Here is a 14,940-nt window from a genome sequence, read left to right as displayed (position 1 = left end):
TCGAACATGGAAAGTGTGGCCTCGCACCGATTCGAGGCCACACTTTTCCATGTTTGAGCGCGATCATGCGCGGCGAGGGCGGGGGGTGAGGGGAACGGCCGGGGCGGGACAGTCCGGGCGTGTCGTCCGTCGCGGCCGGAGGGTCAGGGGCGCTTGCCGAGGGCGGCGTCGACGGCGGCGCCCAGGGCGGTGACGACCAGCGCCACCGAGGGGCGGACCACCGAGTCGTCCAGGCCGACGGTGCCGGAGAAGCCCGCACCACCGGCGATCTCCTCCAGCCGCACCCGGGCGTCCCGGGCTGCGTCGCCGGTCAGGCCGAGCGCCGGCTCCATCCGGAGCACCGCGACCAGGGTGGCCAGCGCGGCGGTCCGCTCGTCGGGGAGCTGCCCGTCGGCCAGCGCCTCGGCGAGCCGGCGGCGGGTGTCCTCCTCCACGGAGGCGTCCGCCGTCGGGTAGCGGTGCACGTGGATGAAGCCCAGCTCGGTCTCCTCGACGTCGCGAACCGCGCCCCGGGCGACCAGTTCACCGAGGATCCGGTCGCGCAGGCCGTGGCGCAGCCGCTGCACCCAGGAGGAGGGGGTGTGCGGGGTGTCGGCGGCCATCCGGGCCAGCACCTCGTCGAGCGTCGGCTCGCCCGTTCCGGTCGGGTCGGCGACCACCAGGTTCCCGTCGGCGTACGCGATCCGGCCGGCCAGGGCCAGCTCGATCAGCACCGCGGCGGCCATCCCGAGGTCGAGGCTGATCCGCGGCATGGTCGCCTTGCCGGATTCGTCGTCGTACGCGAGGAGAAGCAACTCTTCGGCGAGAGCAACACCAGTCATGGCCGGACACGCTAGCGGGTGCGGGCACCACCGCGCACCAACTCGACGGCGATGGCGTGCCGCCGCGCCCCGTACGCCTACTCGCCCCCGCCCTCGCCGGGGCGGGTGGAGTACGTGCTCCACCCGCCCCGGCGGTCGTGCTGATCAGCCGAGCGTGTCGGTACGACCGGTCCGGAGCAGCAACAGGTAGTGCAGGACGCGGTGTCGGGGGGCCAGCTCCAGGTACTCGTAGGCGAGCAGTTCACCGGTCGGCGGGTCGAAGACCAGCAACATCTGCGCCCGCTGCGGGTACTCGCCCGCCGGTGGGATGAGGTCGGCGGTGACCGCCAGGCCCGGGCGGCCGGCCCGGTCGACGACCCGCCCGCGCCACACGAAGCCGGGCTTGTCCGCCAGGATGGTGAGGATGTCGGCCCGGGTCCGCCGGGGCACCACGTGCGTGACGAACATTTCGTAGGCCGCCATGGCCACGAGACCCGCCGACTGTTCGGTCCGGAGCATGCGCGCGAGCGCCGCCCGATCGGCGGGCAACTTTCCGAGCTTTCGGGGTGGGTACTCGCGGAGCTCCCCGCTGGGCGCCGACGACCGACTGGGGCTGGGCGTCGGCGTGGGCCTCGACTTCCGCAGCCTGGAGAAGTACTCCCGGGACGCCTCGTCGGGGAACTCGACGCCCAGGGTGTCCGTTTCCCCCCACCGGCGGCCGTCGCGCGCCGCCCAGTCGCGACGTTCGTGCACGTAGCTCATCATGTGGCCCTCGGGCCCACCCGTGCCCATGGCGCCCCAGGACTTGGTGTGGTGGTAGGTGTAGCGGCCACCCGCCCTGTCGTACGGTGCGTCCGCGAGGCGCGCGGCGAGTGCCCGCAGGTGCGGCCCGGCCGGTTCGGCGGCGGTGGTCTCGTAGGACACCGGTTGGAGCACGACCCCGTCGACTGGTGGCTGCGGCGACGTCGGCAGGGCGGGCGGCGGCCCGGCCCGCAGCGCCCGCACCAACCCGGCGGACCCGAGCGCGGTCACCGCGGCGGCCGCGCCGAACAGGACGGTGCGCCGGCTCGCGGACTTCCGCGCCGGCACCGGCGGGGCCACCCCCTCCGCCCGGAGGATCACGTCGTGCGCGGAGAGCGGTGGCGGTGCCACGACGGCGTCCCGCGCCGGGTCGGCCGGTCCCAGGAGATCTCGGATCTGCTGCTGCGTGTGCATGATGCTCCTCTCAGGCTTTGGCGGATGCCGGCCGCGCGGCGCGGGCCGGGGTGGGGACGGCCAGGGCGGACCGCAGGCGAATTCGCGCCCGGTAGAGCCGCACCGCGGCGGCGGACCGGGTGCAGCTCAGGACGACTGCGGCGTCGGCGACGCTCAGGTCCTCCCAGCCGACCAGCCGGAGGATCTCCTGGTCGGCTTCGGGCAGAGCGCGCAGCGCCCGATGCAGGTCGAGCACCGGCGTCATGGCCTCGGGCTCGGCGAGTCGCGCCGGCACCTGGTCGGCCTCGGCGAGCGGGAGCAGATTCGGGCTGCCGCGCTGGGTCCGCCACCGGTTCGCGACGACGTGACGCGCGACGCCGTAGAGCCACGGAAGGGCGCGTTCGGGCACCTCGCTCCGCCGCCGCCAGACCACGACGAACACGTCCTGGGCGAGTTCGACGGCCGCGTCGCCGCCTGGCAGGCGACGCAGGCCGTACCGGACGATGTCCGGATAGTGCGTGGCGTAGAGGGTGGTGAACCAGCCCTCGTCCCGCTCACTTGCGGGTTTCATCTGATCGATCTCCCGACCGGAGTTCCTGACAGGGACACCAGGTATGTGTCCCGGACCGGGCGGATCGTTACCGGGGGCCGCGAGGGGAGAACGAGGAATCACGAGCGGGCGGCAGGAAAAGACCGCCCGCTCCGGCGGTGCCGGGGCGGGCGGAATGGTGCGAGCGGGCCTCAGAAGCGGGGCATGCCCCCGAACTGGCGGTCGCCGGCGTCGCCGAGGCCCGGAACGATGAACATCTTGTCGTTGAGGCCCTCGTCGATCGAGGCGGTGACCAGTCGCAGCGGCAGGCCGGACTGCTCCAGCCGCTCGATGCCGACGGGCGCGGCCAGCACGCAGAGCACGGTGATGTCGGTGCAGCCCCGGTCGGCCAGCAGCCGGCAGCAGTGCTCCAGGGAGCCGCCGGTGGCCACCATCGGGTCCAGGACCAGCACCGGCAGGCCGGCCAGGTCGCGGGGCAGCGACTCCATGTACGCCCGCGGCTCGTACGTCTCCTCGTCCCGGGCCAGGCCGACGAAGCCCATCGACGACTCGGGCAGCAGGCCGAGCGCCGCGTCGGCCATGCCGAGGCCGGCCCGCAGCACCGGCACCAGCAGCGGCGGGTTGGCCAGCCGGGTGCCCTCGGCGCCGGTCACCGGGGTCTGCACCGGGTACTTCTCGACAGGGAAGGAGCGTGCGGCCTCGTACACGAGCATGGTGGTGAGCTCGTGCAGCGCGGCCCGGAACGAAGAGGAGTCGGTGCGGGCGTCCCGCATGGCGGTCAGCCGCGACTGGGCGAGCGGGTGGTCAATGACGTGTACGTCCACGATCGCTCAACCTACCGAACGGTCGGATCCCGTAGTGCGGGAGCGGGCGCGGCAGCGACCCGGCTCACCCCGGCGACGCCTCGATGGCACCCCGACGACGCTGCGGTGGCGTGGCGACGCCTGCGGCGGCCGCACCGTGACCGGTTTCACAACACCCGTGGATGCGTAGACTCGCCGGCATGACGGCGACAGCGACGTCGGCCCGGTCGGATCTCTCCGGGCTGGGACGATCCGAGACCGCTCTGCGGACCTTCCTGCACGGCCTGCCCGGCGTGGACCAGGTGGGCGCGGAGCAGCGGGCGGCACAGCTCGGCACCCGCTCCATCAAGACCACGGCCAAGGCGCAGGCGATCGACCTGGCCATCCGGATGGTCGACCTGACCACCCTGGAGGGGGCGGACACCCCCGGCAAGGTACGGGCGCTCGCGGCCAAGGCGCTGCGCCCCGACCCGGCCGACCCGTCCTGCCCGCACGTCGGCGCGGTCTGCGTCTACCCGGCGATGGTCCCGCACGTGGCCGAGGTGCTGGCCGGCAGCGGCGTGCACCTGGCCAGCGTGGCGACCGCGTTCCCGTCCGGGCAGGCGCCGCTGGAGGTCAAGCTCGCCGACACCCGGGCCGCCGTGGCGGCCGGCGCCGACGAGATCGACATGGTGATCAACCGGGGCGCCTTCCTGTCCGGGCGCTTCAAGGAGGTCTACGACGAGATCGTGGCCACCAAGGAGGCCTGCGGGGACGCCCACCTCAAGGTGATCCTGGAGACCGGCGAGCTGGCCACGTACGACAACGTGCGGCGGGCCTCCTGGCTGGCCATGCTGGCCGGCGGCGACTTCATCAAGACCTCCACCGGCAAGGTCCCGGTCGCCGCCACCCTGCCGGTGACCCTGGTGATGCTGGAGGCGGTCCGCGACTTCCGCGACGCCACCGGGCGGCAGGTCGGCGTGAAGCCGGCCGGCGGGATCAAGACCACCAAGGACGCGATCAAGTACCTGGTCATGGTCAACGAGACCGTCGGCGCGGACTGGCTCGACCCGGACTGGTTCCGGTTCGGCGCGTCCAGCCTGCTCAACGACCTGCTCATGCAGCGCACCAAGCTGACGACCGGCGTCTACTCCGGTCCCGACTACTTCACCCTGGACTGAGAGTGATGTTCGAATACGCCCCTGCGCCCGAGTCGCGCGCGATCGTCGACATCAGGTCTTCCTACGGTCTGTTCATCGACGGCGAGTTCGTCGACGGCGAGCATCTCAACAAGTCGGTCAACCCGGCCACCGAGGAGGTGCTCGCCGAGGTCACCTGGGCCGGCAGCGAGGACGTGGACCGCGCGGTCCGCGCCGCCCGCAAGGCGTACGAGAAGGTGTGGGGCCCGATGCCGGGCCGGGACCGGGCCAAGTACCTGTTCCGGATCGCCCGGATCCTCCAGGAACGCTCCCGCGAGCTGGCCGTGCTGGAGTCGCTGGACAACGGCAAGCCGATCAAGGAGTCCCGGGACGTCGACCTGCCGCTGGTCGCCGCGCACTTCTTCTACTACGCCGGCTGGGCCGACAAGCTGCCGCACGCCGGCTTCGGCGCGGACCCGCAGCCGCTCGGCGTGGCCGCCCAGGTCATCCCGTGGAACTTCCCGCTGCTCATGCTGGCGTGGAAGATCGCCCCGGCGCTGGCGGCCGGCAACACGGTGGTGCTCAAGCCCGCCGAGACCACCCCGCTGACCGCGCTGCTGTTCGCCGAGATCTGCCAGCAGGCCGACCTGCCGGCCGGCGTGGTCAACATCGTCACCGGGGCGGGCGACACCGGCCGGGCCCTGGTCGAGCACCCGGGCGTGGACAAGGTCGCCTTCACCGGCTCCACCGACGTCGGCCGGGCCATCGCCCGGTCGGTCGCCGGCACCCGCAAGAAGCTCACCCTGGAGCTGGGCGGCAAGGCCGCGAACATCGTCTTCGACGACGCCCCGATCGACCAGGCGGTCGAGGGGATCGTCAACGGCATCTTCTTCAACCAGGGGCACGTCTGCTGCGCCGGCTCCCGGCTGCTGGTCCAGGAGTCCGTGGCCGAGCAGGTGCTGGAGTCGCTGAAGCGGCGGATGGCCCGGCTGCGGGTCGGCGACCCGCTGGACAAGAACACCGACATCGGGGCGATCAACTCGGCCGACCAGCTCGCCCGCATCCGCGAGCTGTCCGACGCCGGCTCCGCCGAGGGGGCCGAGCGCTGGTCGCCGCCGTGCGAGCTGCCCGAGCGCGGCTTCTGGTTCGCGCCGACGATCTTCACCGGGGTCACCCAGGCACACCGGATCGCCCGGGAGGAGATCTTCGGCCCGGTGCTGTCCGTGCTGACCTTCCGCACCCCGGCCGAGGCCGTCGAGAAGGCCAACAACACGCCGTACGGGCTGTCGGCGGGGATCTGGACCGACAAGGGCTCCCGGATCCTGGGGATGGCCGACCGGCTGCGCGCCGGGGTGGTCTGGGCCAACACGTTCAACAAGTTCGACCCCACCTCGCCGTTCGGCGGGTACAAGGAGTCGGGCTACGGTCGCGAGGGCGGCCGGCACGGGCTGGAGGGCTACCTCAATGTCTGAGCGGGTCGCGGTACGCAAGACGTACAAGCTCTTCATCGGCGGGAAGTTCCCGCGCAGCGAGTCGGGACGGTCGTATCTCGTGCAATCCGCGAACGTGTCGCTTGCCTCCCGGAAGGACGCCCGGGACGCCGTCGTGGCCGCCCGCGCGGCCGTGAAGGGCTGGGCCGGGGCGACCGCGTACAACCGGGGCCAGATCCTCTACCGGGTCGCCGAGATGCTGGAGGGCCGCCGCGAGCAGTTCGTCGGGCTCGGTGTGCCGGCCGACGAGGTCGACGCGGCGATCGACCGCTGGGTCTGGTACGCCGGCTGGTCCGACAAGCTCCCCCAGGTGTACGGCGGCGCGAACCCCGTCGCCGGGCCGTACTTCAACCTGTCGGCGCCCGAGCCCACCGGCGTGGTGGCGGTGGTGGCCCCCGAGCAGCCGGCGCTGCTCGGCCTGGTCAGCGTGATCGCCCCGGCGATCGTCACCGGCAACACGGTGGTGGTGGCCGCCTCCCCGGCGCAGCCGCTGGCGGCGGTGACCCTGGCCGAGGTGCTGGCCACCTCCGACCTGCCCGGCGGGGTGGTCAACATCCTCACCGGGAAGATCACTGAGACCGCGCCGGCGCTCGCCGGCCACATGGACGTCAACGCGATCGACCTGACCGGGGTGGCTGACCCCTCGCTCGCCACCGAGCTGGAGGTGAAGGCGGCGGAGAACCTGAAGCGGGTGCTCCGGCCGGCCCCGGCCGGCCACGACTGGTCCGCCGACCCCGGCATCACCCGGATGACCGCTCTGCTGGAGACGAAGACGGTCTGGCACCCCAAGGGCGCCTGATCCCACCCACCCCACCGCTGGCCGGCCCGTTGAGGGTGCCGGCCGGTGGGGGGCGATGGGGATCTACTACGGGGGGTAGGATTGATGGGTGACGCGGCTTGGTGATCTTGAACGTGCGGTGATGGACGTGCTGTGGGACACCGTCCCGGGCACGTCGGACGGGGTGACCGTGCGCGAGGTCGCCGACGCGCTCGACGGGCGCGAGTTGGCGTACACGACGGTGATGACCGTGCTGGACCGGCTCGCGGGCAAGGGCATGGTGCGGCGTCAGCGGGAGGGGCGGGCCTGGCGGTATCGGCCCGCGGCCAGCCGCGAGGCGTACATCGCCCAACTCATGCTCGACGCGCTGGACATCGGTGGCAGCCGGGACGCCGCGCTGGTGCGCTTCGCCCGCTCGGTCACCGGGACCGAGGCCGACGTGCTGCGGGCCGCCCTGAGTTCCGAGGCGGCCGGGTCGCTGACCGACCGGGTCGAGGATCCGCGTGCGGACCGGGCCGGGCAGCCCGCCCTGGCCGACGAGGCGACGGACCGGTAGGGCGCCTCATGGCGTACGCCGCGCACTTCGCCGCGACGGTCCTGGCCTGTTACCTGACCGCCCAGGTCCTCGCGTCCTCCACCTGGACGTGGCGCAGCCCTCGGGTGGCGATCGTCTGCTGGCAGGCGGTCGGGCTCGCACTCGGCCTCTCCGCGATGGGCCTGCCCATGGCGCTCGGGCTGACCGCGTACGACCGGCCGACGGGCGGCGCGCTGCTCGCCCTCGGCTCCGACCTGACCCACGGCACCCTCCCCGCCGGGATGGGCGCGATCCACCTCGGGCTGGTCGGCGTCGGCTTCGGCATCGGGGCGGTGCTGCTCGGCACGACGGTACGCAGCCTGCACGCGGCCGTCCGGGCCCAGCGCCGGCACCGGGACCTGTTGACCCTGGTCGCCCGCCGGGACCCCGAGGTGCCGGGGGCGCTGGTGCTGGACCATCCGGGCGCGGCGGCGTACTGCCTGCCGGGGGTGCGGCCCCGGGTGGTGGTCAGCGTCGGAACGCTCAGCATGCTCGACCGGGCCGAGCTGGAGGCGGTGCTCACCCACGAGCGGGCGCACGCGCAGGAGCGACACGATCTCGTGTTGCTGCCGTTCACGGCGCTGTGCCGGGCGCTGCCCTGGTTCCGCTGGGTGCGCGACGCTCACGAGCGGGTCGCGCTGCTGGTCGAGATGCGCGCCGACGACAAGGCCCGGGAGCTGCACGCCGAGGCGCCCCTCGCGGGCGCGCTGCGGCGGTTCGCCGCGGCCGGCCACCGGGTCACCCCGGCCGGCGCGCTCGGCATGGGCGAGGGGGACCTGGACGTCCGGGTCCAGCGGTTGCTGATCGCCGGCCGGCCGCCCCGGCTGATCGGGGCCACCGCGCTGGCGGTGGCGGCCACCCTCGTCGCGCTGCCGATCTCCCTCTTCCTGAGCTGACGGCCCACCGAACCGGACGCCCGTCGATCCGATCGCCGCCGCACGCCCCTTCGATAGGTAGGCGGACTACGTGTAGGCTCCCTACGAAAAGCGAGCCTACCCCCGGAGAGCGGCCATGGACTCCCTGCTCCTCGCCCGTCTGCAGTTCGCCACGACCACCTCGCTGCACTTCCTCTTCGTCGCCGTCACGCTGGGGCTGGTCACCCTGCTCGTCGGGCTCCAGACCGCCTGGGTGCTCACCGGCAACCCGGCGTACGAACGGCTGACCCGGTTCTGGGGCCAGCTCTACGTGATCAACTATGTGCTCGGCATCGCCACCGGGATCGTGATGGAGTTCCAGTTCGGGCTGAACTGGAGCGGCCTGTCGCGCTACGTCGGCAACGTGTTCGGTGCGCCGCTGGCGATCGAGACCCTGGTGGCGTTCTTCCTGGAGTCCACGTTCCTCGGCATGTGGATCTTCGGATGGCACCGGCTGCGCCGGGGCGTCCACCTCGCGCTGCTGTGGGGCGTGGCGCTGACCGCGTACGCCTCGGCGTTCTGGGTCATGGTGGCGAACTCCTGGCTCCAGCACCCCGTCGGTTACGAGCTGCGCGACGGGGTGGCCCACCTGACCGACTTCGGCGCCCTGCTCACCAACCCCACCCTCGGGATGGCCTTCGGTCACGTGGTCGCCGCCGCCCTGCTGACCGGCGGGATGCTGATGGCCGCGGTGAGCGCCTGGCACCTGCTCCGGCGTACCCCCGACTTCGCGCTGTTCCGCACCTCGCTGCGGATCGGGCTGGTCACCGCGGCGCTCGCGGTCAGCCTGGTGCAGGGGTTCGGCTTCGCCCAGTTCGGGCCGGTCGGGCAGACGCAGCCGACCAAGTTCGGCGGCGGCGCGGGCCGGGACACCCTGGTCGCCGAGTGGACGGCCCGGTTCGGGCCCGGCGACTACGCCCCGCCCGTGCTGGCCGACGTCGGGCTCGGCTTCATGATCATGATCGGCATGCTGCTCGGCTGCGTCTGGCTGCTGCTCCCGCTGCTCTGGCGGGACTGGATCATCCGGCTTCGCGTCCCGCTCTGGATCACCCTGGTGGCGCTGCCGTTGCCCTTCGCGGCAATGCTGCTCGGCTGGATCGCCCGCGAGGTGGGCCGCCAGCCCTGGGTCGCGTACGGGCTGCTGCCCACCGAGCAGGCGGTCTCCCCCGTCGGGCCGGGCGTGATGCTCGCCTCGCTGATCGGCTTCACCCTGCTGCTCGGCGCGCTCGCCGTCGCCAACGGGATGCTGTTCGCCCGGCACGCCGCCCGGGGCGCCGCCGACCCGCCGCTCGGCCGCCCACCCGCCCCGGCCCCCGAGCCGGTCCGCCCCGTGTCCGTCCTCGCCTGAGGGAGCCGCCGTGGAACTCGCCTGGTACGCCCTGCTCGGCCTCTTCTTCGCCGCCTACCTGGTGCTCGGCGGCTACGACTACGGCGTCGGGCTGCTGCTCGCCCGGGGCGACGGCCCGGACCGCCGCCGGGCGGCGCTCACCGCCGTCGGCCCGTTCTTCCTCGGCAACGAGGTGTGGCTGGTGGCCACGGTCGGCATCCTGTTCGGCGCGTTCCCCACCCTGGAGGGGGAACTGCTCTCCGGGTTCTACCCGGTCGTCGCCGCCGCGCTGGCCGGGGTGGTCGCGGTGACCGTCGGTGTGCAGTTGCGCAGCCGCCCGACCGACGGCCGCGCCCGGGCCGCCTGGGACCGGGTGGTGGTCGCCGGCAGCCTGCTCGCCGCGCTCGGCTGGGGCGGGCTGCTCGCCGGGCTGCTCCAGGGCGTGCCGCTGACCGCCGCCGGGCACGTGGCGGGGCTCGGGCACGTGGCCACCCCGTTCGTGGCCGCCGCCGGGGTCGCGATGGTGGCCCTGGTGGCCGTGCACGGTGCGACCTTCCTCACCCTCCGGCTCCCGGCCGCCGACGCCGCGCCGCTGACGCGTACCGCCCGCAGGCTGGTCGCGGTGGCGCTCGCCGCGGTCACGCTGGCCACCGTCGCGGGCGGCCTCTCCGATCGGGTACGCGCCGCGACGCAGCGCCCGGTGTTCGCCGTACTGTTGCCGTTCGTACTGGTCACGGCGCTGCTGGTGGCGCGGGCGGCGCTCGCGCGGCGGCGACCCGGGGTGGCCTTCGCCGCCACCTCGGCGGCGCTGGCTCTGCCGGTGGCGCTGGTCGGGGCGGCGCTCTGGCCCTACGCGCTGGTTTCCACCACCGATCCGGCGGCATCACTGACGGTGACCGACGGGGCGGCCAGTGGGCCGACCCTGGCGCTGCTGGGCTGGCTGACGGTGCCGCTCCTGCCGGCCCTACTAGGCTTTCAGGCAATGTGCTGGTGGGTGTTCCGGGGACGGACCGACGGCAGGGCACCGGTGTACTGGTGAACCGCCGTCCCTTCGACCCGCGTCTGCTGCGCCGGGTCCCCGCGGCCCGGCGCGACCTCGCCGTGCTCGCGCTGCTCGGCGGGGTGACGGCGCTGCTGGTCGTGGGGCAGGCGACCGCGCTGGCCATGCTGCTGGCCACCGCGATCGACGGACGGCTGGACCGGCCGGCGCTGGCCGGTCTCCTCGCCGCGGTGGCCGGGCGGGCGCTGGTCACCTGGGCGCAGGGCACGGTGGCGGCGCGGGCCGCCGCGACGGTCAAGGCCACGCTCCGGGAGGACCTGCTCGCGGCCGTCGGCCGGCACGGCCCCGGCTGGGTCGCCGGCCAGCGGGCCGGCCAGCTCGCCACCCTGGCCGGGCGCGGGCTCGACGCGCTGGACGCGTACTTCACCGGGTACCTTCCGCAGCTCGTGCTCAGCGTCACCGTGCCGGTGGCCGTGCTGGCCCGGATCGTCTTCGCCGACTGGGGCTCGGCGGTGATCATCGCGTTGACGTTGCCGCTGATCCCGATCTTCGGCGCGCTGCTCGGCTGGCAGGCACAGGCCGCCACGGACCGCCAGTGGCGGCGGCTGTCGCTGCTCGGCGGGCACTTCCTCGACATGGTCGCCGGGCTGCCCACCCTGCGCGCGTTCGGCCGGGTACGGGGGCAGGTCGAGGTGGTACGCCAAATCGCCGACGGACACCGCGCGGCCACCATGAAGACGCTGCGGATCGCGTTCCTGTCCGCGCTGGTGCTGGAGCTGGTCGCCACGCTGTCGGTGGCGCTGGTCGCGGTGCCGGTGGGCATCCGGCTGCTCGGTGGCGGGCTGACCCTCTCCACCGCGCTGCTGGTGCTGCTGCTCACCCCGGAGGCGTACCTGCCGCTGCGGGCGGCGGGCAGCCGGTTCCACGCCAGCATGGAGGGGCTGACCGCGCTGGACGAGGCGCTCACCCTCTCCGCGGTCGAGCCGGCCGCCGACCGGGCGGAGCCGTCGCCGGCCCCCGACGGGCGGGGCGAGATCCGGTTCGAGGGCGTCACCGTCGAGTACGAGCGGACGGTCGCGCTGCGGGACGTCACGCTGACCATCCGGCCGGGCGAGCGGATCGCCGTCGTCGGGCCCAGCGGCGCGGGCAAGAGCACCCTGCTCAACCTGCTGCTCGGCTTCGTCGCCCCGACCCGGGGCCGGATCACGGTGGGCGGGGTCGACCTGGCCGGCGTCGACCCGGACGGCTGGCGCAGCCGGCTCGCCTGGGTGCCGCAGCGCGCCCACCTGTTCGCCGCGACGCTGGCCGACAACATCCGGCTCGGCGCGCCCGACACCGACGACGACGCGCTCGCCGCGGCGGTCACCGCCGCCGCGCTGGACGAGGTGGTCGCCGCCCTGCCCGACGGGCTCGACACGATGCTCGGCGAGCGCGGCCACGGCCTGTCCAGCGGCCAGCGGCAGCGGGTGGCGCTGGCCCGGGCGTTCCTCCGGCACGCCCCGGTGGTGCTCCTCGACGAGCCCACCGCGCGGCTCGACACCGCCAGCGAGGCCGTGGTGCTGGCCGCCACCCGTCGGCTCGTCGCCGGGCGGACCGCCCTGCTGGTGGCCCACCGGCCGGCGCTGCTCGAGGACGCCGACCGGATCCTGCGGGTCGAGGACGGCCGGGTCACCGAGCTGACCCGCGCGACGGTCGCGGAGGTGGCCCGATGAGCACCGGTCCCGCCGACGGCCCGTCCACCACGCCGCCGAACCCGGACGCGGAGACCTCCACGACCCCGCCGCCCGGCGCACCGCCGAACCCGGACGCGGACGCCGCCGCGGCCCCGCCGCCCGACGGCCGGAGCGTCCGGGCCGCCGAGCGGACCGTGCTCCGGCTGGCGCGGCCGTACCTGGGGCGGCTGGTCGGGGCGGGGCTGCTCGCGGCCGCCACCGAGTTCGCCGGGCTGGCCCTGATGGCCACCGCCACCTGGTTGCTGATGAGCGCCGCCGGCCAGCCGCCGCTGGACCGGCTCACCGTGGCGATCGTCGCGGTCCGGGCACTGGCGATCAGTCGGGGCGTGTTCCGCTACACCGAGCGGCTGGCCGGCCACGACGCCGTACTACGCATGATCACCGACGTGCGGGCCCGGGTGTTCGCCGCGCTGGCGGCCCGGGGCGACGCCGCCCGAGGGCGCACCGGGGACGCGCTGAGCCGGCTGGTCTCCGACGTGGAGGCCGTGCAGGACCTGCTGCTGCGGGTACTCGTGCCCGGATCGGCCGCCGCCGCAGTCAGCGTCGTGGCCGTGGCCGGGGCCGGTCTCGTCTCGCTGCCGGCGGCCGGGGTGCTGGCGCTGGGCCTGCTCGTCGCCGGGATCGCGCTGCCGCTGGCAGCCACGGCGCTGACCCGCCGGGCCGCCGACGAGGTCGCCCCGCTGCGCGGCGCGCTCGCCACGGACGCGGTCGACCTGACCCACGGCGCGGCCGACCTGGCCGCGTTCGGCGCCACCCGGCAGGCGCTGGCCGCCGCCGGGGGGCGGGCCCGGCGGCTGGCCCGGTTGGAACGGCGGCTCGCCGCGACCGGCTTCGCCGTGGACGCGGCCGGGGTGCTGGTCGCCGGGGCGACCGCCGCCGGGGTGGTGGTCGCCGCGCTGCGCGCCGGGGTCGACGGGGTGCTGGTCGGGGTGCTGGCGGTCGGCTCCCTGGCCGCCGTCGAGGTGGCGCTCGCCCTGGTCGGTGCCGCTCGGCAGCGCACCCAACTCCGGGCCGGCCTGGTCCGGGTCGCCGCCCTGCTGACCACCCCCGAGGCCGGTCCCACCCCGGCCGCCCCGCAGGCCGGTCCCACCCCGGCCCCAGCCGCCGAGGCCCGCACCGACGAAGCCCCCGCCGCGGTGACCGCCGCCGCCCCGCACGACGTGTGCCTGGACGAGGTGACCGTGCGGTACCGGGCGGGCGCGGCACCGGCGCTGGACCGGGTCACCCTGGACCTGCCGGCCGGCCGCCGGGTCGCCGTGGTCGGCCCGAGCGGCGCCGGCAAGAGCACGCTCGCGGCCGTCCTCACCGGCACGGTGCGCCCCGAGGGCGGCCGGGCCACCCTGGACGGGGTGGACCTGTCGGCGTACCCGGCGCAGGACCTGCCACGGGCGGTCGGCGGGCTGCTCGCCGAGGCGTACGTCTTCCACACCACGGTCCGGGAGAACCTGCTGCTCGGCCGGCCCGCCGCCGACACCGACGCACTGACCGCCGCGGCCCGGGCCGCCGGCCTGCTCGACTGGGTGCACGCCCAGCCCGCCGGCTGGGACACCGTGGTCGGCGAGGAGGGCGGGCAGCTCTCCGGCGGCCAGCGGCAACGCCTCGCGCTGGCCCGGGCACTGCTCGCCGCGCCCGGGGTGCTGGTGCTCGACGAGCCGACCGAGGGCCTCGACCCGGCCGCGGCCGACGCGGTGCTCGCCTCGGCGTTGGCCGCCACCCCGGCGGGGCACTCGGTGCTGCTGATCAGCCACCGGCTCAGCGGACTCGCCGGCCTCGACGAGATCGTGGTGCTCGACGCCGGCCGGGTGGTGCAGCGCGGCCGGCACGCCGAACTGGTCGCCACGCCGGGCTGGTACCGGGACCAGTGGCTGCTCCAGGAGGCGGCGGAACGCGGCTACCTGGCCCTGACCCGGCGGCCCTGAGCGCCGGCTCCGGGAATCTCCCCGACGCGGACGGGGGCACCGCCGTGGCAGGCTCGGACCCATGGCCCGGTGCGACGTCGTACGCGTGGAGGACCGGCTGCGCGAGTTGGACGACCGGCTGCACGGTCCGCCACGACTCAAGGCCGACCTGCTGACCGAGGCGCGGCACGCGTTGCAGGACGCAGTCGAGGCGTACCAGGACGGGGGGCTGCCGGCGGCGGAGGCCGAGCGGCGGGCGGTGGCCGAGTTCGGCGACGCCTCCCGGCTCGCCCCGGCGTACCAGGCGGAGCTGGCGGCCGGCTCGCTGCGCGGCCTGGCCCTGCGGGTGCTCGCGGTGGCCGGGGTTCTGGTCGTGGCGGGCGACCTGACCTGGAAGGGGTCGAGCTGGAGTGGCGGGTCCGTCCCGCCGGCCGGCTACCGCCTCCTGTCCGCCTCGCTGAACGGCCTGTGGATCGTCACCGCGCTGCTGGCGGTAGCCGGGCTGCTGCTGGTGGCCGCCTCGGCCCGGTCGGCCCACCCGGCCCTGCCCCGGCTCGCCCGGCTGACCGGCTTCGGGCTCACCACCGCGCTCGCCTTCGGCGTGCTGAGCGGCGGGGCGATATACGGCTGGTCGATCGGGCTGTGGGAGGCGGCTCTCACCTGGCCCCCGATGATCGTGGGCGGGTTGGTGGCCGGTGCCGGCTTCCTCTGGATCGGCCGGGCGGCCCGGTCCTGGCTGCTCGCGGTCCGCTGACGAGGGG

General features: G+C 74.8%; 13 protein-coding genes and 2 pseudogenes. 11 read left to right on the top strand and 4 right to left on the bottom strand.

Annotation, left to right across the window (positions count from 1 at the left end; translation table 11 throughout):
* Positions 1-143: 143 nt before the first annotated feature.
* The 4 genes from ABT023_RS02005 to upp all read right to left on the bottom strand — a co-directional run bounded on the left by ABT023_RS02005 (position 144) and on the right by upp (position 3,368).
* Positions 144-821: a GOLPH3/VPS74 family protein gene (locus tag ABT023_RS02005; protein WP_350880696.1), complete on the bottom strand. Its 678-nt coding sequence runs from the start codon at positions 819-821 to the stop codon at positions 144-146.
* A 144-nt stretch (positions 822-965) separates the two neighbouring features.
* Positions 966-2,015, bottom strand: coding sequence for a CU044_5270 family protein (locus tag ABT023_RS02000; RefSeq protein WP_350880694.1), 1,050 nt, complete (start codon positions 2,013-2,015; stop codon positions 966-968).
* A gap of 10 nt (positions 2,016-2,025) precedes the next feature.
* Positions 2,026-2,565: an RNA polymerase sigma factor gene (locus ABT023_RS01995; RefSeq protein WP_350880692.1), complete on the bottom strand. Its 540-nt coding sequence runs from the start codon at positions 2,563-2,565 to the stop codon at positions 2,026-2,028.
* A gap of 170 nt (positions 2,566-2,735) precedes the next feature.
* A complete protein-coding gene (gene upp / locus ABT023_RS01990) occupies positions 2,736-3,368 on the bottom strand; it encodes a uracil phosphoribosyltransferase (RefSeq protein WP_350880690.1) in 633 nt (210 codons plus the stop codon).
* Positions 3,369-3,547: 179 nt separating this feature from the next.
* On the opposite strand from upp, the gene deoC reads away from it, so the two are divergent.
* From deoC to ABT023_RS01940, 11 genes and pseudogenes are all read left to right on the top strand, one after another.
* The gene (gene deoC / locus ABT023_RS01985) at positions 3,548-4,507 is read left to right on the top strand and encodes a deoxyribose-phosphate aldolase (protein ID WP_161686958.1); all 960 of its coding nucleotides are present in this window, start codon (positions 3,548-3,550) and stop codon (positions 4,505-4,507) included.
* Positions 4,508-4,512: 5 nt separating this feature from the next.
* A complete protein-coding gene (locus ABT023_RS01980; protein WP_350880688.1) occupies positions 4,513-5,937 on the top strand; it encodes an aldehyde dehydrogenase family protein in 1,425 nt (474 codons plus the stop codon).
* A complete protein-coding gene (locus tag ABT023_RS01975; RefSeq protein ID WP_350880686.1) occupies positions 5,930-6,754 on the top strand; it encodes an aldehyde dehydrogenase family protein in 825 nt (274 codons plus the stop codon). Before ABT023_RS01980 ends, ABT023_RS01975 begins: the two co-directional genes overlap by 8 nt.
* An 88-nt stretch (positions 6,755-6,842) precedes the next feature.
* On the top strand, positions 6,843-7,289 hold the full coding sequence (locus ABT023_RS01970; protein WP_350880684.1) for a BlaI/MecI/CopY family transcriptional regulator: 447 nt from the start codon (positions 6,843-6,845) through the stop codon (positions 7,287-7,289).
* Between the two features lie 8 nt (positions 7,290-7,297).
* Positions 7,298-7,870: pseudogene (locus ABT023_RS29045) on the top strand (M48 family metalloprotease); the annotation flags it as partial.
* Between the two features lie 192 nt (positions 7,871-8,062).
* Positions 8,063-8,176: pseudogene (locus ABT023_RS29040) on the top strand (M56 family metallopeptidase); the annotation flags it as partial.
* A gap of 142 nt (positions 8,177-8,318) precedes the next feature.
* On the top strand, positions 8,319-9,569 hold the full coding sequence (locus ABT023_RS01960) for a cytochrome ubiquinol oxidase subunit I (RefSeq protein WP_350880680.1): 1,251 nt from the start codon (positions 8,319-8,321) through the stop codon (positions 9,567-9,569).
* Between the two features lie 10 nt (positions 9,570-9,579).
* Positions 9,580-10,587, top strand: coding sequence for a cytochrome d ubiquinol oxidase subunit II (locus ABT023_RS01955; protein ID WP_350880678.1), 1,008 nt, complete (start codon positions 9,580-9,582; stop codon positions 10,585-10,587).
* On the top strand, positions 10,584-12,260 hold the full coding sequence (gene cydD, locus ABT023_RS01950; protein ID WP_350880676.1) for a thiol reductant ABC exporter subunit CydD: 1,677 nt from the start codon (positions 10,584-10,586) through the stop codon (positions 12,258-12,260). Before ABT023_RS01955 ends, cydD begins: the two co-directional genes overlap by 4 nt.
* Positions 12,257-14,200: a thiol reductant ABC exporter subunit CydC gene (gene cydC, locus ABT023_RS01945; protein WP_350880674.1), complete on the top strand. Its 1,944-nt coding sequence runs from the start codon at positions 12,257-12,259 to the stop codon at positions 14,198-14,200. Before cydD ends, cydC begins: the two co-directional genes overlap by 4 nt.
* Positions 14,201-14,261: 61 nt before the next feature.
* Positions 14,262-14,933, top strand: a complete 672-nt coding sequence (locus ABT023_RS01940; protein ID WP_350880672.1) for a permease prefix domain 1-containing protein — start codon at positions 14,262-14,264, stop codon at positions 14,931-14,933.
* Positions 14,934-14,940 lie beyond the last annotated feature (7 nt).

This window comes from Micromonospora sp. NPDC002296 (assembly GCF_040296145.1).
In the GTDB taxonomy this organism is placed as follows: domain Bacteria; phylum Actinomycetota; class Actinomycetes; order Mycobacteriales; family Micromonosporaceae; genus Micromonospora.
Note: the sequence above shows the minus strand (reverse complement) of the source record. Positions and strands in the feature narration are given on the sequence as shown.